Origin of the sequence: Mesorhizobium sp. M0698, assembly GCF_040320455.1 — a bacterium.
Lineage (GTDB): Bacteria > Pseudomonadota > Alphaproteobacteria > Rhizobiales > Rhizobiaceae > Mesorhizobium.
This window is the reverse complement of record NZ_JAMYPQ010000007.1, coordinates 70,326-91,758: the sequence shown is the minus strand read 5'-3', so window position 1 is coordinate 91,758 and position 21,433 is coordinate 70,326. Positions and strand designations below refer to the sequence as shown.

21 protein-coding genes and 2 pseudogenes are annotated in these 21,433 nt (G+C 62.5%); 16 read left to right on the top strand and 7 right to left on the bottom strand.

Translation table 11 applies throughout. The features are described 5' to 3' along the window. Nucleotides 1-12 precede the first annotated feature (12 nt). The 4 genes from NKI16_RS16715 to NKI16_RS16700 are packed head-to-tail and all read left to right on the top strand — an operon-like array spanning nucleotide 13 to nucleotide 3,650. Entirely contained in the window at nucleotides 13-819 is an 807-nt protein-coding gene (locus NKI16_RS16715; RefSeq protein ID WP_352644326.1) for an SDR family oxidoreductase, read from the top strand. A gap of 10 nt (nucleotides 820-829) precedes the next feature. Next, nucleotides 830-1,777 carry a 3-hydroxyacyl-CoA dehydrogenase gene (locus NKI16_RS16710; protein WP_352678607.1) on the top strand — a complete coding sequence of 316 codons (948 nt, stop codon included), beginning with the start codon at nucleotides 830-832 and terminating at the stop codon, nucleotides 1,775-1,777. Continuing rightward, on the top strand, nucleotides 1,774-2,736 hold the full coding sequence (gene kce / locus NKI16_RS16705) for a 3,5-dioxohexanoate:acetyl-CoA acetone transferase (protein WP_352906993.1): 963 nt from the start codon (nucleotides 1,774-1,776) through the stop codon (nucleotides 2,734-2,736). The genes NKI16_RS16710 and kce overlap by 4 nt, the downstream gene beginning before the upstream one ends. 35 nt (nucleotides 2,737-2,771) lie before the next feature. Beyond that, entirely contained in the window at nucleotides 2,772-3,650 is an 879-nt protein-coding gene (locus NKI16_RS16700) for an SMP-30/gluconolactonase/LRE family protein (protein ID WP_352579365.1), read from the top strand. A gap of 538 nt (nucleotides 3,651-4,188) precedes the next feature. Here the strand turns inward: NKI16_RS16700 and NKI16_RS16695 are convergent. Together NKI16_RS16695 and NKI16_RS16690 are read right to left on the bottom strand one after the other, a co-directional pair. Beyond that, nucleotides 4,189-5,037, bottom strand: coding sequence for a nucleoside phosphorylase (locus NKI16_RS16695; RefSeq protein ID WP_352906992.1), 849 nt, complete (start codon nucleotides 5,035-5,037; stop codon nucleotides 4,189-4,191). A gap of 23 nt (nucleotides 5,038-5,060) precedes the next feature. Then, nucleotides 5,061-5,729, bottom strand: coding sequence for an ArsR/SmtB family transcription factor (locus NKI16_RS16690; RefSeq protein ID WP_352644317.1), 669 nt, complete (start codon nucleotides 5,727-5,729; stop codon nucleotides 5,061-5,063). Between the two features lie 73 nt (nucleotides 5,730-5,802). On the opposite strand from NKI16_RS16690, the gene NKI16_RS16685 reads away from it, so the two are divergent. The 7 genes and pseudogenes from NKI16_RS16685 (at nucleotide 5,803) to NKI16_RS16655 (ending at nucleotide 10,248) form a co-directional block, all read left to right on the top strand. Continuing rightward, entirely contained in the window at nucleotides 5,803-6,543 is a 741-nt protein-coding gene (locus NKI16_RS16685; RefSeq protein ID WP_352906991.1) for an MBL fold metallo-hydrolase, read from the top strand. A gap of 9 nt (nucleotides 6,544-6,552) precedes the next feature. Then, on the top strand, nucleotides 6,553-7,845 hold the full coding sequence (locus NKI16_RS16680) for an MFS transporter (RefSeq protein WP_502894609.1): 1,293 nt from the start codon (nucleotides 6,553-6,555) through the stop codon (nucleotides 7,843-7,845). A gap of 184 nt (nucleotides 7,846-8,029) precedes the next feature. Then, on the top strand, nucleotides 8,030-8,482 hold the full coding sequence (locus NKI16_RS16675; protein ID WP_352923403.1) for an EF-hand domain-containing protein: 453 nt from the start codon (nucleotides 8,030-8,032) through the stop codon (nucleotides 8,480-8,482). A gap of 195 nt (nucleotides 8,483-8,677) precedes the next feature. Next, a complete protein-coding gene (locus NKI16_RS16670; protein ID WP_352877083.1) occupies nucleotides 8,678-8,857 on the top strand; it encodes an SHOCT domain-containing protein in 180 nt (59 codons plus the stop codon). 117 nt (nucleotides 8,858-8,974) lie between these two features. Further along, nucleotides 8,975-9,328, top strand: coding sequence for a DsrE/DsrF/TusD sulfur relay family protein (locus tag NKI16_RS16665; RefSeq protein WP_352906989.1), 354 nt, complete (start codon nucleotides 8,975-8,977; stop codon nucleotides 9,326-9,328). After that, nucleotides 9,279-9,503: pseudogene (locus tag NKI16_RS16660) on the top strand (aminotransferase class V-fold PLP-dependent enzyme); the annotation flags it as partial. The gene NKI16_RS16665 and the pseudogene NKI16_RS16660, both read left to right, overlap by 50 nt. 178 nt (nucleotides 9,504-9,681) lie before the next feature. Continuing rightward, nucleotides 9,682-10,248 (top strand): cysteine desulfurase family protein, encoded by a 567-nt coding sequence (locus NKI16_RS16655; RefSeq protein ID WP_352923400.1) that lies wholly within the window; start codon nucleotides 9,682-9,684, stop codon nucleotides 10,246-10,248. Between the two features lie 442 nt (nucleotides 10,249-10,690). Here the strand turns inward: NKI16_RS16655 and NKI16_RS16650 are convergent, their stop codons facing one another. The 4 genes and pseudogenes from NKI16_RS16650 to NKI16_RS34060 all read right to left on the bottom strand — a co-directional run. Continuing rightward, the gene (locus tag NKI16_RS16650; RefSeq protein WP_352923397.1) at nucleotides 10,691-11,314 is read right to left on the bottom strand and encodes a hypothetical protein; all 624 of its coding nucleotides are present in this window, start codon (nucleotides 11,312-11,314) and stop codon (nucleotides 10,691-10,693) included. A 127-nt stretch (nucleotides 11,315-11,441) separates the two neighbouring features. Beyond that, a complete protein-coding gene (locus tag NKI16_RS16645; RefSeq protein ID WP_352923394.1) occupies nucleotides 11,442-12,449 on the bottom strand; it encodes a hypothetical protein in 1,008 nt (335 codons plus the stop codon). Between the two features lie 133 nt (nucleotides 12,450-12,582). Then, nucleotides 12,583-13,272: a DUF899 family protein gene (locus tag NKI16_RS16640; protein ID WP_352923391.1), complete on the bottom strand. Its 690-nt coding sequence runs from the start codon at nucleotides 13,270-13,272 to the stop codon at nucleotides 12,583-12,585. 278 nt (nucleotides 13,273-13,550) lie between these two features. Continuing rightward, a pseudogene (locus NKI16_RS34060) lies at nucleotides 13,551-13,813 on the bottom strand (spore coat protein U domain-containing protein); the annotation flags it as partial. Nucleotides 13,814-13,854: 41 nt separating this feature from the next. On the opposite strand from NKI16_RS34060, the gene NKI16_RS16625 reads away from it, so the two are divergent. Beyond that, nucleotides 13,855-14,172 carry a hypothetical protein gene (locus tag NKI16_RS16625; RefSeq protein ID WP_502897607.1) on the top strand — a complete coding sequence of 106 codons (318 nt, stop codon included), beginning with the start codon at nucleotides 13,855-13,857 and terminating at the stop codon, nucleotides 14,170-14,172. On the opposite strand, the gene selD is transcribed toward NKI16_RS16625, so the two are convergent. After that, complete coding sequence (gene selD / locus NKI16_RS16620; RefSeq protein WP_352923379.1) at nucleotides 14,106-15,182, bottom strand: selenide, water dikinase SelD; 1,077 nt, start codon at nucleotides 15,180-15,182, stop codon at nucleotides 14,106-14,108. The genes NKI16_RS16625 and selD overlap by 67 nt on opposite strands. A 479-nt stretch (nucleotides 15,183-15,661) precedes the next feature. Here selD and fdnG point away from each other — a divergent pair, with 479 nt between their 5' ends. The 4 genes from fdnG to fdhE all read left to right on the top strand — a co-directional run bounded on the left by fdnG (nucleotide 15,662) and on the right by fdhE (nucleotide 21,431). Next, nucleotides 15,662-18,748 (top strand): formate dehydrogenase-N subunit alpha, encoded by a 3,087-nt coding sequence (fdnG, locus tag NKI16_RS16615; protein WP_352923376.1) that lies wholly within the window; start codon nucleotides 15,662-15,664, stop codon nucleotides 18,746-18,748. Nucleotides 18,749-18,760: 12 nt separating this feature from the next. Then, the gene (fdxH, locus tag NKI16_RS16610; protein ID WP_352923372.1) at nucleotides 18,761-19,711 is read left to right on the top strand and encodes a formate dehydrogenase subunit beta; all 951 of its coding nucleotides are present in this window, start codon (nucleotides 18,761-18,763) and stop codon (nucleotides 19,709-19,711) included. Then, entirely contained in the window at nucleotides 19,698-20,396 is a 699-nt protein-coding gene (locus NKI16_RS16605) for a formate dehydrogenase subunit gamma (protein ID WP_352699605.1), read from the top strand. The genes fdxH and NKI16_RS16605 overlap by 14 nt, the downstream gene beginning before the upstream one ends. 114 nt (nucleotides 20,397-20,510) lie before the next feature. Next, a complete protein-coding gene (gene fdhE, locus NKI16_RS16600; protein ID WP_352923368.1) occupies nucleotides 20,511-21,431 on the top strand; it encodes a formate dehydrogenase accessory protein FdhE in 921 nt (306 codons plus the stop codon). Nucleotides 21,432-21,433 lie beyond the last annotated feature (2 nt).

The window sequence follows — 21,433 nt, the reverse complement described above, 5'->3', positions numbered from 1 at the left end:
AGGAATGGAATAATGAGCTCAAGCGCACCGGCATCGGCGGACGAATTCCTGACCGGGCTCAAAGGCCAGCGCGTGCTGGTGACGGCGGGTGCCGGCGGCATCGGCTTTGCCATTGCAGAGACGCTGTCGAGGCTCGGCGCGCGTGTCGTGATCTGCGATATTTCCGACGAAGCATTGGCTGCCGCTCCGAATAAGATAGCGCTTGCCGCCGCGGTCAAGGCCGACGTCTCGCGCGACGACGATGTCGACCGGCTGTTCGAGACCGTCAAGGAGAAGCTCGGCGGGCTCGACGCCCTGATCAACAATGCCGGCATTGCCGGGCCGACCGGCGGGGTCGATGAGATCGATCCGGCAGACTGGCGGCGCTGCATAGACATTTGCCTGACCGGCCAGTTCCTGTGCGCGCGGCGTGCCGTGCCGCTGATCAAGGCGGCGGGCGGGGGCTCGATCGTCTCAATGTCTTCCGCCGCCGGCCGCCATGGCTACGCGTTCCGCACGCCGTATTCGGCTGCCAAGTTCGGCGTTGTCGGCCTGACCCAGAGTCTTGCCAAGGAACTCGGACCCCATGGGATCAGGGTCAACGCCATCTTGCCCGGCATCATCGAAGGGCCGCGCATCGACAAGGTCATTGCCGACCGGGCAAAGCAGCTCGGCGTTTCAAACGAGGAGATGACGCAGCGTTATCTGCAAAACATCTCGCTGCGCCGCATGACCAGCCCATACGATGTTGCCGCGATGGTCGCCTTCCTGCTTTCCGATGCGGGCGTCAATATTTCTGGCCAGTCGCTCGGCGTCGATGGCAACGTCGAGACACTCTGAGGGGGAGATCATGGCGAAGGTAGCAATTGTCGGAAGCGGCTTCATCGGGCGAGCGTGGGCGATCAGCTTCGCTCGTGCAGGCCATGATGTGCGCATGTGGGACCAGGCGCCGGCCGCGGCCAGCGGTGCGCGCGACTATATCGCTGGCGTGCTCGGCGACCTTGCCGCCAACGATTTGCTGCGGGGACAGGCGGTCGATGCCGTGCTTGGCCGCATCACCATTGTGGAGGAGCTTGGCGAGGCCCTGGCCGATGCCGTCCACGTCCAGGAGAACACGCCGGAAAACCTCGAGGTGAAGCGGGAAGTGTTCTCCCGGATCGACGCAATTGCCGGTCCGCAGGCGGTGATCGCCAGTTCCACCTCGGCGCTGTTGCCGTCGAAATTCACCGATCATCTTGAGGGGCGCCATCGCTGCCTCGTCGTGCACCCGATCAATCCGCCCTATCTCATCCCGGCGGCGGAAGTCGTGCCGGCGCCATGGACCTCCGCCGAAACGGTGGAAAGGACCCGCGCCTTTCTTGTCGAGGCGGGCCACGCGCCGCTGGTGATGAAGCGCGAACTCGACGGCTTCATCATGAACCGCCTGCAAGGCGCGCTGTTGGAGGAGGCGTTCCGGCTCGTCGCCGACGGCTATGCCAGGGTCGAGGACGTCGACACGGGCCTGCGCGACGGGCTGGCGCTGCGCTGGTCGTTCATGGGTCCGTTCGAAACGATCGACCTCAACGCGCCTGGTGGTGTGCGCGACTATGTGGAGCGCTATCAGGCGATCTATTCCAACATCTTCCCGCAGATGCTGCGTCGGGTCGACTGGGCCGGCGAGGTCATGGAAACGGTCGAGGCCGAGCGCCGCAAGCGGCTGCCGCGAGAAGAACTCAGCGAACGGCAGGTCTGGCGCGACCGCCGGCTGATGGCGCTGGCGGCGCACAAGAAAAAGTCGGATCAGGAGTTTGGACGATGACGCAAACAAGCCGCAAGCCCGGCGCCCAGCAACCCAGCGGCAAGGTCATCATCACCTGCGCGGTGACGGGGGCGATCCACACGCCAACCATGTCGCCCTATCTGCCGATCACGCCGGACCAGATCGCCCGCGAGGCGATCGCGGCGGCCGAGGCTGGTGCGGCAATCCTGCATCTGCATGCCCGCGACCCCGAGACCGGCAAGCCCGACCAGACGCCAGAGGCGTTCGCGCGTTTCCTGCCACGCGTCAAGCAAGGTACCAATGCCGCCATCAACATCACCACCGGCGGCAGCCCCTACATGAAGGTCGAGGAGCGTGTGCGTCCCGCCGCCCAGTTCAAACCGGAAGTCGCCTCGCTCAACATGGGGTCGATCAATTTCGGGCTCTATCACCTCGCCGACAAATACGAGACCTTCAAGTTCGACTGGGAAAGGCCGCATCTGGAAGCGACGCGTGATCTCGTCTTCCGCAACTCGTTCAAGGACATCGAATACATATTGGCGACCTGCTACGACAATGGGACGCGCTTCGAGTTCGAGTGCTACGACATCGCCCATCTGTATAACCTCTCCCACTTCGCTGATCGCGGACTGGTGAAACCGCCGTTCTTCGTGCAGTCCGTGTTCGGCCTGCTCGGCGGCATCGGCGCGCACCCGGAAGACGTTGCCCATATGAAGCGCACCGCCGACCGGCTGTTCGGCGATCAGTTTCGCTGGTCGGTGCTGGGTGCGGGCGCCAGCCAGTTGCGCATAGCCGCGCAATCGGCAGCGCTTGGCGGCAATATCCGCGTTGGGCTCGAAGACAGTCTGTGGGCCGGCAAGGGCAGGCTTGCCAAGTCAAATGCCGAGCAGGTGGTGCTTGCCCGCAAGATCATCGAAGGCCTCGGCATGGAAGTGGCAACGCCCGAAGAGGCGCGCGAAATCCTGTCATTGAAGGGCGGCGACCAGGTCGCGTTCTGACCGGTTTCTGCAAGGTTCGAACAGAGGAGGACGGCATGAAGATCGAAGTCGTGGTGGACGTGAAGACCACGCTGGGCGAGGGACCGCTGTGGGACGTTGAACAGGAGCGCCTCTACTGGATCGACAGTTTCGACGGGCGTGTGTTTCGGGCGACCGCCGACGGGAGCGAGATCCGTTGCTGGGACGTGCCGATGAAGATCGGTTCGATGGCATTGCGCAAGGACGGCGGTGGCGCGGTGGTATCGCTGCAGCGCGGTTTCCATCTGCTTGATTTCGCCACCGGCGAGGTGACGCCGATTCACGATCCGGAGCCGGACAGGCCGATGAACCGGCTCAATGACGGCAAGGTCGATCGGCGCGGCCGCTTCTTCGCCGGCTCAATGGACACGATGGAAGAGGGACCCTCCGGCGGGCTCTACCGGCTCGATCCGGATTTCTCCGTTACCAGAATAGATTCCGGCATCATCTGCTCGAACGGTCCGTGCTGGAGCCCGGACGACCGCACCTTCTATTTCGCCGACACCTGGACCGGCGAGATCTGGGCCTACGACTATAATATCGAAACGGGTGCCGCCAACAACCGGCGCACCTTCACCCGCGTCGATACCAGCCGGGGAGGGGCGGCTGACGGCTCGACCGTCGATGCGGAAGGATTCCTGTGGAACGCGCTGGTCTATGACGGCAGGCTGGTGCGTTACGCGCCCGACGGCAGCGTTGATCGCATCATCGACATGCCCGTCAAGAAGATCACCAGCGTCATGTTCGGCGGGCCGAAGCTCGACACCCTGTACGTCACTTCGATGGCCAAGCCGCCGCTGCCGCGCTTTCCAAGCGACGGTGTCTTGCGCGGCAGCCTTTTTGCCATCACCGGCCTGGGTGCAACGGGAGTTCCGGAGCCAAGATTTGCCGCATAAATCGGTGTTTAATGGCGATCATTCTCCCCGCCTCTTGGCGCCACCCCAACCTCCCGCCGCAGGGCAACCGGCGCTGGAAGCTCGTGCCGTGCGGTTCTGGCGTGGGGTCGTGTCAGGAACTAAGAGCACCAATGGCGGCAGCACGGCAGGCGCTGCGCGAGCCATCACCAGTCCCGTGTTGAGGCATGTGGGTTTCCGCCATCAACCGCTTCGTCATCGACCACAAGCTGCACGGATAGCGGTCTCGTCCAGTTCAACGCGATCGAGTGGCTCGGCACCGATCGCGACAAAGATTGCAGTTTTCATTCTCAAATTTCCTCTGATCAGGTTCGGCAACATGCCGGACTTGAGCATTGGATCAGGCGACGGACGCGAATGCGGAAAGGCCGCGTGCAATATTTTTCGACCGATTTGTTGCGGTGGATGCGGCGTCCATTCTCGGCGTCGCAAAGTCCATCGATGACGGAGAGATGGCTAGGCCGGGTCGTTCGGCGCCGCGCAAATCGTCGAGGGCGCCGCATAGGCGCCCCGCATCTGCTCATTTCTCGGCGGCGATCGCAGCGGTCGACCAGGCGCGCGCCGTCGCCGCGATGACTGCGAGCGTTGCCGTGGTTCCGTCCGCCTCGCCTTTTTCAAAGTCGCCTTCACTCCGCGCCATGGCATTGGTTACATGCGCGAAGCAGACGACCGACCGTTTCATCGCGGTTGCAAACGCATACAGGGCGGCAGCCTCCATTTCCACGGCAAACGCGCCCAGCTCCCGTGCAGACGCAATCGCGATCTCGGTTTCGCGATAGGGCGCATCCGTCGTCCAGGTCGCACCGCGATGGACAGTGACGCCGGAAAGACCCGACAAAGCCCTCTCGATGCGAGCGAGAAGCCCTGCGTCGGGGGCTTCGGCGAAGGTCGCTGGCGGAAGATAGTGGTAGCTCGTGCCCTCGTCGCGCAGGGCGCGATCGATCAGCACGAAGTAGGGCGTCGCTCCGTTGTCGGTGACCTGGCCAGCGGACGTAACGCTGACGAGCAGGCGGCAGCCCGACGCAAAAAGCTGCTCGGCCACGAGCACTGCAAAGGGAGCGCCCACCGCGCAGCCGATGATGCCGATCTCGCCGATGTCGTCGAGATCGAAGGCAAGAAGCTCGGTGTGGTAGCAGGCCCACCCCTCATGGATTCGTCCCGTGCCCGTTCGTCTGAGGTGCCGCACCACGTCGCCATCGGGATCGAGGACACACACTGGAGGAACGGCGATGAGCGGCAGTCCCTTCTGTCGACGCGCTTCGCGCAGCAGAGCCTCCGGCCGGAACACGGAGGGAGACGCATGGTCGTTGCCGTTCACGATCGGCCACGCCGCGCCCTCTCTTCCCGTTTCGCCTGCTTTTCGATCCATGGGACTAGCGCGTGTGTCTCGTTTCAGCCAACCGCTTCGACCGGCAGCCCTGCAGCCTTCCATTCGGGATAGCCGTCCTCAAGCCGACGGACGAGATAACCCCGCTCTCGCAAGGCGGCGACCGCTTCGAACGAGAGAACGCAATAAGGGCCGCGGCAATAGGCGATCACTTCCCGATCTGCCGGAAGCTCGCCCAGGCGGCGCTCCAGCTCGGCCAGCGGGATGTTGAGGGCGCCCGGGAGATGTCCGACCGCAAACTCGTCCTCCGGCCGCACGTCGAGAACCGTGACCGCCCCGTCATGCAGCCTCGAGACCAGGTCTTCGCGCGACACCGGCTCCAGCGCATCGCGCGCACGAAAGTAGTCGGCCATCACGCGGTCGACCTCGGCCACGTTTCGCTCGCCGACACGGCCGAGCGCCTTGATCAGTGCCACCACCTCGGCATCACCGGCGAGGTTGTAGAGCACATGCTTGCCGCGGCGCGCCGTCTCGACGAGGCGCGCGCGCCGCAGGATCTGCAGGTGGCGCGACGTGTTGGCGAAGCTCAGGCGGGTTCGCGCGGAGAGTTCCTCGACGCTGCGCACCCCTTGCGCCAGGTGCTCCAGAAGCTCGAGCCGGTGGGCATGGCCGAGCGCCTGCGCCACCTCGGCGAGGCTTTCGTAGATCGCTTGTTTCGGTCCGATGCTTGACACGGCAGCTCCTCAGTGGAACAGTCAGCGGAATGATTGAATGTTTCTAACCCTTCGCAGCAGGGAGTGCAACCCCATGATCCTTCGCCAATTCCTCCACACAGATCCGGTCGGCATCTCCTATCTTTTCGGCTGTGGCGGCAAGTCGGCCGCAGCCGTCGTCGATCCAGTCGGCGACATCAAGCCTTACCTGCGCGCAGCTGAAGACGCCGGCATGCGCATTCATTTCGTCATCGACACGCATGTTCACGCCGACCATCTCTCCGCCGGCCGCGCGCTCGCCGAGGCTACCGGTGCGGAGTACGTGCTGTCGACCGAGGCGGACGTCTCGTTCCCGTTCAGAGGAGTACGCGACGGCGACGTCCTCCCGCTCGGCAACGTGAGCGCGACGGTCATGCATACGCCCGGGCACACGCCTGAGCACATCTGCCTGCTCGTGATCGACCGCACGCGGGCCGCCGAGCCCTGGTTTGTGTTGACCGGCCACACTCTGATGGTCGGCGATCTCGGCCGCACCGAGCTAGCGGTCAGCGCCGAAGAAGGTGCCAAAGACCTCTTCCGGAGCGCCGGCCGCCTCAAGGCTCTTCCCGACCATGTCGAAGTCCTTTCTGGGGCCTATGCCGGCTCGGTCTGCGGCCGGCGTTTGAGCGGCAAGCCCTGGTCCACCATCGGCTTCGAGAAGCGCCATAACGAGGCCTTCGGAATCGAGGACGAGGCCGAGTTCATCTGCTTCATGCTCGCCGAGATTCCGCCGGCCCCGCCGCAGGCCGCGCAGATCAGGACCGCCAATTCCAGCCACACGGCTGCCGCGGCCTGACCGATGAGAGTGGCAAAATCGGATTCTCGGTCGGCGAGCTCGGCAGTCAGGCTGGGCCTTAGAGAGAACTGGCCGCAGTTCGCGCTGCTCATCCTGATCAACGCCTTCGTCGGCGGCATGGTCGGGATCGAGCGCACCGTTGTGCCGCTCATCGGCGCCGAGGAGTTCCACATCACCTCGACGACGCTCGTCGTCTCCTTCATCATCAGCTTCGGCCTGGTGAAGGCCTTTGCCAATCTCGTCTCCGGGCAACTCGCCGATATCTGGGGCCGCAAACGCGTTCTCGTCCTCGGCTGGCTTGTTGGCCTGCCGGTTCCCTTCATGATTATCTGGGCGCCGAACTGGGAATGGGTCATCGCCGCCAACGCGCTTCTCGGCATCAACCAGGGGCTTGCCTGGTCGATGACGGTGATCATGAAGGTCGATCTCGTCGGACCGAAGTCGCGCGGCTTGGCCGTCGGCCTCAATGAGTTCGCCGGCTATCTCGCCGTCGGCGTGACCGCGTTTCTGACTGGCTATGTCGCCTCGCGATATGGCTTGCGCCCGGCGCCGATCTATTTCGGCATCGGCTATGCAATGCTGGGAGCCGCGTTGTCGATCCTGCTGGTGCGCGATACGCGAGACCATGTCCGGCTGGAGGCCTCCTCGCACACGCAGAAGGCTGCGCCGATCCGTTTCCGGGAAGTCTTCGCGCTCACGTCGTTCAAGGACCGTAATCTCTTCGCCGCCTCGCAGGCCGGCCTCGTCAACAACCTTAATGACGGCATGAGCTGGGGTATCTTCCCGCTGTTCTTCGCCTCCTTCGGCCTCGGCGTCGAGCGCATCGGCATTTTGAAGGCGATCTATCCCGCGACGTGGGGCATCTTGCAGATCGCAACCGGCCCGTTGAGCGACCGTTGGGGCCGCAAGGGCCTGATCGTCGCCGGCATGTGGGTGCAAGCCGCGGGCCTATTCCTCACGGCCGCAACGCGCCAGTTCGAGTGGTGGCTCGTCGGCAGCCTCCTTCTTGGCCTCGGCACCGCCATGGTCTATCCGAGCTTGATCGCCGCCGTCTCCGACGCCTCGCATCCGACCTGGCGCGCCCGCTCGCTGAGCGTCTACCGCTTCTGGCGCGACCTCGGCTACGCGATCGGCGCGCTCTCCGCCGGGCTCATCGCCGATCGCTTCGGTTTTTCGTGGGCGATCGCTTCGATTGCCGCCCTGACATTTCTCTCGGGGTTGGTCGTGGCCGTCGCGATGCGCGAACCCGCTCTCTCTCGCGCGTCTTCGATGCCGCATCCATCCTCGAGGCGGGCAACCTGACGATGATAGCAGATCGAAGTCCGACTGGCCGAGCAGTTGATCCGGCGCAAATTCGCCGCGCTGCTTTTGACCTAGACTGCGGTTCAAATCGCGACCGCGACTTGCCGGTTTTTGCGTTTGGAAGCCGCAGCCGCAAGCGGGTTGGAACGGCTTCCGCTGAGCTCTGCACAAGAAGGAGGTTCCCATGACGTTGACTGCACTATCACGCGCGACTGCGTTAGCTGCCACCATCGCCACCGGCATGACGGCCGCAGACGCCGGGCAAACAACCGCCGTCGACCCGCACCACCCCGATTCGAGGACTGCACAGGCCACCCCACCTGCTGAGCCTGGAGATGCGGCGGGACAGGACCAAGGAGCACAGCCCGCTCAGCCCGGCGGGACGCCTCCTGGAATGATGGGCCAAGGCATGATGGGTCAAGGCATGATGGGTCAAGGGATGATGGGAGGCATGCCAATGATGCGCATGCACGGGCACATGATGAAGATCATGTTCGCCATTGCCGACACGAACGGCGACGGCGGGCTTTCCTTCGAGGAGATTACGACCATCCAAAAGCGAATCTTCGACAAGGTCGACGCAGACAAGGACGGCAAAGTGACGCCCGAGGAGGTTCAGACCTTCATGCGGGAGTAGCCGCACGTCGGGCGCGGGCGAGCTTCGCGGCCGCGCCGCCCATCCAATGCTGATCCATGATGAAGGTTCTGGTTCCGATATTCGTCGCTGCGGGCGCGGTCCTCGCGCCAAATGCTCTGTGGGCTCAGGCACTTTCGGACGCCGAACGATACGCACGGGGGGCCTCATATGATGGGGTGGGGTGGAGGCTGGCCCATGATTTTCGGGCCGCTGTTCATGATCCTCTTTCTCGCTGTGCTGATCGCGGCCGGGTCCCTCTCGTCCGCTGGGTCGGCGGCCCGTGAAGACAACGGCGCCACCGCATCACACGCTGCCGGCCGCACGCCGCTCGACATTCTCAAAGAGCGCTTTGCGCGCGGCGAGATCGACAAATAGAGTTCGAGGAGCGGCGCCGCGTTCTCGGCGAATGGGGCGGGCTCGTCGCACGGCTGATGGTTGCGGAAGTCGCCTTTTGATGGAGGCGCATTCGAAGAACCGAAGAAAGGGACACCTGTGCAGATCCGGTTCATCCTGAATGACCCGCCCTATGGCACCGAGCGGTGTTACAACGGCCTGCGCCTGGCTCTTGCTCTCATCAAGAACGAGCGCGGAACCGGAGTCACAGTGTTCCTGATGGCCGACGCCGTGGTGGCCGCAAAGGCGGGTCAGAAGACTGCCGACGGCTACTACAATGTCGAGTGCATGCTGAAGGGGGCAATTGCCGGCAAGGGGCAGATCTTGCTGTGTGGCACTTGCATGGACGCGCGCGGCCTGACTGAAGCCGATGTCATGGCTGATGCAAGCCGCAGTACAATGAATGAACTCGCGGCCGCCATCATCGCCGCCGACAAAGTACTGGTGTTCTGATCCGATGGCTCAGATCTATCTCGACTACAACGCCAGCACGCCGATCGATCCCGCGGTGGCAACGGCAATGCAACCCTTCCTCGACGAAGCCTTTGGCAATCCGTCCAGCGGCCATTGGGCGAGCACGCCGGCAAAGGCCGCACTGGAGCGCGCCCGCGGCCAGGTCGCCACGCTGCTCGGCGCGGCGCCCGACGAGATCGTGTTCACAAGCGGCGGCGGTGAGCCAATTACCTTGCCATCAAGGGCACGTTCTTCGCGCTCAAGCACGAGGGCGAGCACATCATCACCACCGCCGGTCGAGCACCCCGCCGTTCTCGCCCCCCTGTCGGTTTCTCGAGCGCCTTGGCGCGACGGTGACCTATCTGCCCGTCGGCTCGACGGGTGGGGTCGATCCCGAAGCCGTGCGCCGTGCCATCACCCCGCGCACCGTCCTGATAAGCGTGATGCACGCCAACAACGAGGTCGGCACGATCCAGCCGATCGAGGACATCAGCGCCATCGCCCGGGAGCACGACATCCGCGTTCATACGGACGCCGCGCAATCGGTCGGCAAAATTCCGATTAGGGTCGATGCACCCGGCGTCGATCTGCTCACGATCGCCGGTCATAAGCTTTACGCACCGAAGGGTGTGGGCGCCCTCTATGTCCGCCGAAGTGTCGAGTTGGAGCCCCTGATCCACGGCGCCGGCCACGAGCAAGGCCGGCGCGCCGGCACCGAGAGCGCACTGCTCGCTGTCGGCCTCGGCGCGGCCTGCATCTTGGCGCAGGACCTCGCGCCAATGGAACGCGTCCAGGCTCTGCGCGATCGCGCAGAAAAATACAACCGCCTTGCGGCGCTTAAAGCCCGCTTCGATCCTTCAAATCTCTTCCGGCTGAACCAGAATATTGAACCGACGCCTTCACTCGTTGCGCTTCGGTAAGTCTGCTTCCCACCCAATTGATACCTAGAACGCTCGATCGCGGTATAATCCCAGCCCATGCGCCGACCGGCTCGGTCGCGCCACTTCCTGACTTTCACGACAACAGCCGACAAGGTCGTGTTGCACTCCTGCAGATCTTCACGATCGGCAGATGGTGCGGGCGGGGTTTGATGAGCAGGCTTTTCGACGGGACATGATCCTCGTTTGTGTCGAGGCCCGCAAGCGGCCGCGCGCAAGGATGCACCACGAGTTCTGACGGTCATCGACGAATTCCTCGACTTCGTGCATGTCAAACCTCACTTGGCAGGCGATGCCCGAAGAGGCAGCACCAAGCTGCGCAGCACGTCTCTGCCATATCTCGTCATCGGCTCACGAGAAAGTTTCGCCAAGGAATCGGTCGAGCGCCGCCTTTCGGGAATCGCGGTCGAGAGCGGAGGTTAGTCTAGTTCAAATCGTAGACCGAACGAAGAAGACCGGTGGCCTCGTCCCGAGAGAGCGGCACATCGAACGCCTTGGGGTCCAGAGTATCGTCGGCTTGAGCAAGTTCGAGGAATTTTCGCAGATCCTCGCGGATCGGGTCGGCTAGCTTGATTGAGGCGTCTCTGCGCAACAACTGGACCAGGCGGAAGACATCGTTGCGATGTTTCTTGATGTTCTTGCCATCGATCTTCTCGCCTGCCTCTGCGCGTTTGGTCAGATCGAGAAAGGCGCGGGACTTGAACGGAATGAGCAGTGTTTCGTCTATGACCGTGACGCCATCCACCTTGCGTTTCGCGGCCTGCAGCGCCTCGTAGTAACCCTCGTCGAGGAGGATCGCCGAGAGACTGACGATGTCCTCTTCGACGGGGATGGGCGTGAGCGCTGCGTCCTCCGGAAGCTCGAGAGCCCCCGGCTTGCGCGAAAAGAGTTCGATCATGAACGGGAAGCTTTGGTTTTTCGGCTTGTGGAAGTGATAGAATTCCTTCTTGCCATCGCTGCGCTCCCGCGCCTGATAGCCGCCTGCATCAAGAAACGCCTTGAAAGCCGCGCCGAATGCGGGATCGACCACCTCGACACAGAGCACCATGTCGATGTCTTTGGTCGCTCTGAACGGAAGACCGGCCGCATCGAAGAGCAGGTCGCACGCGGCCCGCCGATGATCGCGTAGTGATCCTCATGTTGGGCGAAATGCTCCCGGAACTTCTCGATGCCGGTTACCATGCGATGTTCTCCAACAGATGTTCTGCCGCCATGGAGACACGCTCGTCACGGTGGTCCCTGAAGTGCGCATAAAGTGACAGCGGGTCCACGGTGTCGGTATCAGACAAGGCGGCAGGGTCGTACGACCATGTTTCGATGACGAGATCGGCTTGATCGCGGGAGGTTTCAACGAAGCCGGAGGCTTGCGCGATGGCTTTCCAGTTGCCGGCGGCGACGGCGTAGGCAATTATCGACGGCCGGGACAAATCGGTCAGCGCGGCAAGCGCCCATTCGCCCCCCTGCTTGAGCGGTGCCTGGGAGTGATCGCCTCGGACGAATTTCACCGCGCGTACCGGGCTGCGGAGGAGATCGCGCGCTGCCTCGAACAACTGGCGTCCTTCCGCCTTGAATCGGATGTGTCTTTCCTTGCCGTGCTTTTCGGTGCGTGCGAGGCCCGATGCAGCCAGATCGTCGAAAGCACGACCGATCGACATTGCCGAGTAGCGCAGTCGCGCGGCAATGAGCGACGGGATCATCGCCTTGTCGGCGTGCCGCAAGAGATGGTCGAACAACACAGCTTGCGCCGCCGGTGATAGACCGTCGTCATGCCGCTGTCTGGGGGCCCGAAAATGCTCACGCAAATCCATGGCGAGGTCAGGGATGTAGAGCTGGTTCCCGGGAACGACGAATGGGACGCGTTGACCGATCAGGCGTGCGCGGTTGTGTGCGCTCAGTGATGGAGCAGCGAATATGACGATTGCGTCAATCGAGTTGCGGACCAAACCGACGTGCTTGGTAATATCGGAAGGGGTAGCGGCACTGTCCAGGGCGGCAAGGAAGACGCACCGTCTTCCCGCTATCCGCGCTTCGTAGAAATGGTAGGCCCGATCGAGGAATGAAGGAAGGTTTTGTGGGGCTGTAGATTCCTGAACCCGAACGTGGTCATGAAGCGTATCTCCGAGATAGCGCTCAAGCGTCTCGGCGAACGCTCCTTCAGTGCTGATCCGGTCACGTTCTAACATTGATCTGCACGCTAACCCTCGTTAGTGTTATTATGCAAGTGTGATGTTAGAAGCAAATCAGGCAGCAGCTCCGTCCTATGGGGATTACATGACCGCATCGATCAGGCGGGCGTGCGCACCGAAGTTGCGGATGTCACGGCTTTGGCACGAACTCGAGCAACGGCGCGTAGGGCGGCCCCACCAGCGGCGGATAGCGGCGGTAGGTGTTGTAGACCGCTCCGTCCTCCATCGCGAAGACGCTCCACCCTGCGCTCACCGACACGGCCGACTGGAGGTCCGGCGCACCGACGTCGTCCCGGTAATCCTGCAGCCATTGCGGCGCCTCGCGGAGCAGCTGCCCCATGTCGAACTCGTCGCGGGCGATTCCGGACATCTCCTCCCGGTGGAATGCGAAGCCGTAGTCGAACAGGAAGTCGTCGCCGCAGGCCGACACGTAGGGCATCGTCCACCCGCGCTGTGCCTTAGTTGCCATCAGCTTCTCCAGCGGCGCCAGCGACATCGCGATGAGCGTCACGTCGCGGTCGTTCACGTGCGTGATCATGCCGCCCAGCCCATCGCCGACCGAGGTGCAGCCCGGGCACGCCATCTTCCAGTCCTCCCCGAACATCAGGTGATAGATGAGGAGCTGCGAGCGGCCATCAAACAGCTCCGGCAAGGACTTGGGCCCGTCGTCGGTGGCGAAGGCGTAGTGCTTCTCGACCGGAACCCAGGGCAACTCACGCCGCTGCTTGGTGACGCGCTGTTCGTGCGCCGCCAGCTCCTGCTCGGCCGCCAGCAGCTCCTTGCGGGCGGCCTGCCACTCCTGCTCAGTCGCGACCTTCATCCGATCTTCCTATGTTCGACCTCGTCCTTGTTGAAACCGCGCGGGAGCAGAAATCTCATCGGCACCTGGAAGTCGACGGCCTCCGCGACCCGTCCGTCCTCGAGGTGCAGGACGCACAGGGCGAATGGATGGTAGCCCGGCTCGCCCGGCGGGCACAGGTACACCGCGACGGCGGGCTGTAGGTTCGCCGCGGCGGGGACAAGGAGATGCGGGCGGGGCGCGGCGTGCTTGTCGCTGCCGCGGCGGAACGCGTCGAGGCTGTCGTACCACTGCGGACGCGGGCCAGTCAATTTGCGAACGGCGATAGTAGCGCCGGCGCTGCCGCCGGCACTCACGCCGACGTTATAAGTTTGCCCCGTCGTGCATGCACGCCAACGGTGTTGGTCTGATCGATATCGACGACACCCCTCGTGCCGAAATCCAGATCGCTGACAGTCTGAACTTTGCATTCAGCTTGGATCGTGATGCGCACGGTCATGTTGCCGGTCGCCATGGCGGCAAACGCCGGTCCAGCCAGCACAATCGCAGCAAGCGCTGCGATACTTGGCGGGAAAAAGTGGTTCGATCACGCGTTCCGAACGCATGGCCAAGTGGAACGAGATTCTCCGGATAGAGGAGCTGATGTTTCAAGCTCGTGCCTGGCGCCCAATCATGATCTGGCGAGCTCATGCTCGCTCGGATCATCCGGTCACCAAAACAGTCCGCAGCGTCCGCCGCCAATCCAGCGTGGACAGGGCAGGCGGCGTCTTTGCCTGCCGATCCATTGGTGGCAGGAGGTGGAGTGCCGCGAACTGGAGGGCGCCCCGTCATCTGGCGGGAAGCGGAGCGGCCGTTCAGGCCTCTACTACTATTGTCGGCGCGCCGGGCCTGGCATGGCCGATGATGCGAGCCGAAGGATAGCCGTCCGCGACGATCCTCTCGACGAGCGCCGCTGCGTGGTCGGTCTCGCAAGCAACCAGCAACCCGCCCGAAGTCTGTGGATCCGTGAGAAGATGGCGTCGCCACTCGGGCATGCCGGGAGGTAAGCTTACCGCGTCGCCATAGCTCGCCCAGTTGCGCCGCGATGCGCCGGTGACGTGGCCGTCGACCGCGAGCGAGGCAGCTTCGGAAAAGAGCGGCACGTCGTGGCTGCAAATTATCAGCGTGCACCCGGCACCGCGTGCCATCTCGAGGCCATGTCCGAGCAAGCCAAATCCGGTCACGTCGGTGACAGCGTGGACGCTCGCGTCCTGCGCCAGCTCCGATCCGATCCGGTTGAGAAGCGTGGTGGAGGCGATCATTTCGCGATAGCCGCTCTCGGAAAGCGCCTGCTTCTTGATGGCGGCGGAGTAGATGCCGACGCCGAGCCCTTTCGTCAGGATCAAGGCGTCACCCGGCCTGGTGTCAGAATTGCGTCGGATATCTCCGGGTCGGCATGTGCCGATGACTGCGAGGCCATAAATCGGCTCCGGCGAGTCGATCGAGTGGCCACCTGCAACCGGGATTCCGGCGTCGGCGCAGACAGCTTCACCACCTTTCAGGATTTCGCGGACCATGAGCATCGGGATCTTGTCGAGAGGCATCCCGAGGATCGCCAGCGCCATGATCGGCCGGCCACCCATCGCATAGATATCGGACAGGGCGTTGGTTGCGGCAATCCGGCCGAAATCGTAGGGGTCATCTACCATAGGCATGAAGAAGTCGGTGGTCGCGATGACGCAAGTCGCGCCGTCGAGTTGCCAGACTGCCGCATCGTCGCCGGTCTCCGTGCCGACGAGAAGCTGATGATAGGGACTGGCAGCCGCCGGATTAGCGAGAAGCTGCTGCAGCACTGACGGTGCCAGCTTACAGCCGCAACCGCCGCCATGGGCGAGGCTGGTCAGGCGCACAACGGGCGCATCGGTTTTTTCGGGCGAGAGGGCGATTGCCATAGTCGTCGAGCCTCCTCTGCTGGCACGCTTTAGTAGGGATCAAGGTCAACCGGAATGGAAAATACGATCGCGCCAACGCACAGCGCGTTTGGAGCACGCTTGCTCTCAGCGGATTTCATTAAGTTAGGAAAGGCAAGCACCGTATCCGGCGTGCGAGGCATCGCCGTCATTGGGTATCGATCGAAAGGCGCCCCGACCCGCGGGAGCTGTTTCATCACCACGCTTTACTGTATGGTAATGCGTTCGTTTTCGTCAATCGCAGTCGCGGTCACGAAAAGATGACAAGAATATTCAACAATAATACACAATGCCGATTTGCGGGCACAAACCTGTTGCAGGAAGGCGGTTCGGAGGGGCACTTTTGCTGCACCGTACGCACCTCGTTCTTTGGCATTGATTTTATTTGGTCCGAGACTAGTTACTCGGATTGAACCGTTGGTTCGAGTTGCCTTGTGGGGCACCGGCTTCGGGAGGAACCCATGAACATCGATCTTTCTCGACGCGCGTTCCTGCAAACAGCAGGCGCGGGTCTCGCCGGTACTACGCTTGGAGCCCTCGGCTTCGGCGATAGCGAGGCCGCACACGCGGCGGCTATACGGCCCTTCAAGCTCGCGAACACCACCGAAACACGCAACACCTGTCCATACTGCTCGGTGGCTTGCGGCATAATCTTGTATTCGAAGGGCGATCTCAGAAAGGGCGAGCCGGCCGAGATCACCCATATCGAGGGTGACACTGATCATCCGACCAATCGCGGCACCTTGTGCCCCAAAGGGTCGGCCCTGCTCGGATTTGTCAAGTCGCCGACCCGTCTGCAACATCCGATGATCCGCAAACCGGGCTCGGACAAGTTCGAGCCGATAAGCTGGGAAGACGCGCTCGGCCGCATCGCCCGCCTGATGAAGGACGATCGCGACAAGAACTTCGTCGCGACGAACAATGACGGCGTGACGGTCAACCGGTGGATCACCACCGGCTTCCTCGCCGCCTCGGCTTCGACCAATGAAACCGCGTTCGCGACCTACAAGGTGGTCCGCAGCGCGGGCATGCTGGTGTTCGACAACCAGGCACGTGTCTGACACGGCCCGACGGTGGCGAGTCTCGCCCCAACATTCGGCCGCGGCGCAATGACCAATTCCTGGAACGACATCAAGAACACGGATCTCGTCGTCATCATGGGCGGCAATGCCGCGGAAGCGCATCCTTGCGGCTTCAAATGGGTCACGGAGGCGAAGGCCAATCGCGGCGCCAAGCTCATCGTCATCGACCCGCGCTTTACGCGCTCGGCTTCGGTGTCGGATCTTTACGCGCCGATCCGCCAGGGAACGGACATCGCCTTCCTGCTCGGGCTGATCAACTACTGCATCCAGAACGATAACGTGCAATGGGACTATCTGAAGGCCTTCACCAACGCGACGTATGTCGTCAAGGAGGGCTTCACCTATCAGGACGGCCTCTTCTCCGGCTATAACGAGGCGAAGCGAGACTATGACAAGTCCAGTTGGGACTATGACATAGGCACGGACGGCTTTGCCGTTGTCGACGCGACATTGGCCAATCCCCGCTGCGTCTGGAATCTGCTCAAGAAGCATGTCGCGGTCTACACGCCGGAGATGGTCGAGCGCATCTGCGGCACACCCAAGGACCGGTTCCTGAAGGTGGCCGCGATGGTCGCCGAGACGTCGTCTCCGACCAAGGCGATGACCTCGATGTACGCGCTCGGCTGGACCCAGCACTCGAAGGGCTCGCAGAACATCCGCGCCATGGCGATGCTGCAGCTTGTTCTCGGCAATATCGGTATACGCGGCGGCGGCATGAACGCGCTTCGCGGTCACTCCAACATCCAGGGGCTGACCGACCTCGGGCTGATGTCGAACCTGCTGCCCGGTTATCTGACGCTGCCGACCGAGAAGGAGGTCGATCTGGCAGCCTACATGTCGACCCGAGGCTTCAAGCCGCTCCGGCCGAACCAGATGAGCTACTGGCAGAACTACAGGAAGTTCTTCGTAAGCTTCCAAAAGTCAATGTGGGGCAACGCGGCAACGCCGGAGAACGGCTTCGCCTATGACTACCTGCCGAAGCTCGACCTGCCGGGCTACGATCTGCTGCGGGCTTTCGAGCTGATGCACCAGGGCAAGATGAACGGCTATTTCTGCCAGGGCTTCAACCCGCTACAGGCAGCTCCGAACAAGAAGAAGGTGATCGAGTCCCTCTCGAAGCTCAAATACCTCGTCATCATGGATCCGTTGGACACGGAGACGGGCCGGTTCTGGGAGAACCACGGGCCGTACAACGATGTCGATCCGTCGCAGATTCAGACGGAAGTCTACCAGCTTCCCTCCACCTGCTTCGCCGAGGACGACGGTTCGCTGGTCAATTCGGGGCGCTGGCTGCAGTGGCATTGGGCCGGCGGCACGCCCCCCGGCGAGGCCAAACGCGATACCTGGATTATGGCGCAGCTCTATCTGCGCCTGAAGGAGCTCTACACCAAGGAAGGCGGCGCCTTCGCCGAGCCGATCGTCAAGCTCAACTGGCCTTATGCCGATCCCGGCGATCCGACGGCCGAGGAGCTTGCCCAGGAGATCAATGGTAGGGCGCTCGCCAGGGTAACCGACACGGCCGACCCGACAAAGGTGCTGGCCGAGGCCGGAAAGCTCTTGCCGGGCTTCGCCGCGCTGCGCGACGACGGCTCCACCTCCTGCGGCTGCTGGATCTATTCCGGCTGCTTCAACGAAAACGGCAACAACATGGCCAGGCGGGACACCACCGATCCTGACGAAACCGGCGCCTATTCCAAATGGGCGTTCTCATGGCCTGCCAACCGCCGCATTCTCTACAACAGGGCGTCGGCTGACCTCACCGGAAAGGCTTGGGATCCAAGCCGCAAGGTGATTGAATGGGACGGCACGAAATGGTCGGGCTACGATGTCCCCGACATCTTGCCAACGGCAAAGCCCGATCAAGTAGGCCCGTTCATCATGAATCCGGAGGGCGTCTCGCGCCTCTTTACCCGGGGCATGATGCGCGACGGACCATTCCCGGCGCATTACGAGCCATTCGAGTCGCCCATCGCGAACCCGATAGCTCCCAAAGTCCGCGGCAACCCCGCAGCGCGGGTGTTCGAAGGCGATATGGCCCAGTTCGCCGAATCGGCTTCGCAGGAGTTCCCCTACGCGGCGACCTCCTACCGACTGACCGAGCATTTCCACTTCTGGACCAAGCACGTCATCACCAATGCGGTGATGCAGCCGGAGTTTTTCGTGGAAATTTCGGAACAGCTTGCGGCCGAGAAGGGCATCACCAAAGGCGGCTGGGTGCGCGTCTGGTCGAAGCGCGGTTCCGTTGTGGCGAAGGCCATGGTGACCAAGCGGATCAGGCCGCTCACCTGCGATGGCAAGACCGTCCACATCGTCGGAATACCGCTGCACTGGGGCTTCACGGGAGCGGCGAAGAAAGGCTTTGGCCCGAACATGCTCACCCCCTTTGTCGGCGACGCCAACATCGAGACGCCGGAATACAAGGCGTTCCTTGTCAACATCGAGCCCATCGCCGGGCCGGTAGCGTAGGAGGAGTAAGCGATGTTTCCTCCACTTCCAAATCCTTCGACGACGGATACCGCACCGCGTTTTTCCGACAAGGACCTCATCCGCCGCTCTGCCTCGACGGTTCCCGCGCCCGAGCAGCAATTGACGGAAGTCGCCAAGCTCATCGATGTTTCGAAATGCATCGGCTGCAAGGCATGCCAGACGGCCTGCATCGAGTGGAACGACACGCATCCGGAGATCGGCTTCAATGCCGGCGTCTATGAGAATCCTGCCGATCTCACGCCGGACATGTTCACGCTGATGCGCTACAGCGAATGGGACAATCCCGAGACGAACGAACTCGAATGGCTGATCCGCAAGGATGGCTGTATGCACTGCGCTGACCCGGGCTGCCTCAAGGCTTGTCCGGCACCAGGCGCCATAGTGCAGTATTCGAACGGCATCGTCGATTTCGTCCATGAGAACTGCATCGGCTGCGGCTATTGCATCAAGGGTTGCCCGTTCAACATTCCGCGCATCTCCAAAGTCGATCACACGGCCTACAAATGCACGCTCTGCTCCGACCGCGTGGCTGTCGGCCAGGGACCAGCCTGCGCCAAGGCCTGCCCGACCCAGGCGATCGTGTTCGGTACAAAAGACGAGATGAAACAGCACGCCGACGGCCGCATCAAGGACCTGAAATCGCGCGGCTATTCGAATGCCGGCCTCTACGATCCGCCCGGGGTCGGAGGGACGCATGTGATGTATGTGCTGCACCATGCCGACCAGCCGGAGCTCTATTCGGGTCTGCCGAAGGAGCCGAAGATCAGTTCGCTCGTGGAGGCGTGGAAGGGCGTGACCAAATATGCCGGCCTCACCATTCTCGGCGTGGCGGCCGGCGTCGGCCTGCTTCACCATCTGGTGATGGGACCGAACAGGGTCTCCGAGACGGATGAGGAGCATGCCGAAGAGCTGACGGAAGGCGACAACGATGGCCGCATATGACGTGAAGCCGAACGAGCAGGTACATCCCGGCAAGCCAGTCATCGTGGACCGCTACACGGTGGGCGCGCGGATCAACCATTGGATCACGGCGGCCAGCCTGATCCTGCTCGCCTTGTCCGGCCTTGCCATGTTTCACCCGAGCCTGTTCTTCCTGTCGGGGCTGTTTGGCGGCGGCCAGTTCACGCGCTTCGCTCATCCATGGATCGGCGTCTTGCTCTTCTGCAGCTTCCTTGGGCTTTTCCTTCGGTTCTGGAAGGCCAATTTGTGGAGGCCCGAGGACGGAACGTGGCTCGCTCGTTTCCGTGACGTATTGTCCAATCACGAGGACAACGTCCCCGAAGTCGGCAAGTACAATGCCGGCCAGAAGCTCGTCTTCTGGTCAATGTCGATCCTCATCATCATCCTGATTTCGAGCGGCATCGTCATCTGGCAACAATATTTCGCCGCTTACACCACGATCGGTCAGCAGCGGGTGGCGCTGCTTGTTCATTCGATCGCTGCCGTGGCGATCATCGGCGTCTGGATTATCCATTTCTATTCGGCCATCTGGGTACGCGGCACCATTCCCGCCATGACGCGCGGACGGGTGACCGGCGGCTGGGCTTGGCGGCATCATCGCAAATGGCTGCGTGAACTGATCGCAGGCAAACCGGACGGACGTTCGGGATCGAATCCCGCCGAATGAGCGGGTATTTGTTTTTACGCAATTCCGGACGGAAAACCGTTATACACTTTTCGTGGAATTGCTCTGGAGCAGTATCAAGCCGACCACGTGGCCCGTGAGGTTCGTGAGGTTGAAATGCCAAAGCAACAAGATCCGTCACGCCCTGACCCGACTGTAATCGGCGAGGTCTCGGCCCCACCCTTTGCGCGCCTGCCTGATCCGCGGACCTTGTTCATTCGCCGCTCCGAGCGATTGGATGTGTTGGCGGATGACCACCAGCTCGGCCCCTATCTCCGCTTCCTCTCTGCACTGACGGATGCGCAGCACCGCATCCAGGACGGCTTGCCGGAGATCGAATTGCCGAGCGCGGAGGCGCGCGAGCGCGCACGAACCTTCGGTATGCCGCCGCTCGATCGCAACCAATCCACTTCGGATGCCGCCCTTGGAATGACGCTCGGCCGCCTGTTCGAAGTGGCAGCCACGATCGAAAAACCCAAGGCGGCCGCAGCCGCCTTGGACAGGCTGGCGAATATCGATGCGTCCGGGGTCGAATCCATGGTGCGCAATGTGCTCACCGATGCGATTCCAATGAACGCGCTTGCCGAGCATGTCTATGTCGCGGCCGCGCTGCAGGTTCACTTCGCCCGCCTCGCGGCATGTCTCGACAGCTCGAAGCTGGTTCCGGTTGCCGACGGCGCCTGTCCGGCCTGCGGTGGGCCGCCCGTATCCTCGATCATCGTCGGCTGGCACGGCGCACACGGGGCGCGGTTCTGCGCCTGCGCGCTGTGTGGAACATTGTGGAACCACGTCCGTGTCAAATGTACGCTGTGCGGCTCGACCAAGGGGATAGGCTATCAGGAAATAGAGGGAGGCCCTGGCACGGTCAAAGCCGAGACCTGCGATGCATGCGGCTGCTATGTAAAGATCCTGTACCAGCACAAGGATCCGGCTCTCGATCCGGTCGCCGACGACGTGGCGACGCTCGGCCTCGACCTGCTCGTCCGCGAGGGTGGCCATCGCCGCGGATCGTTCAATCCGTTCCTTGTTGGCTATTGAGG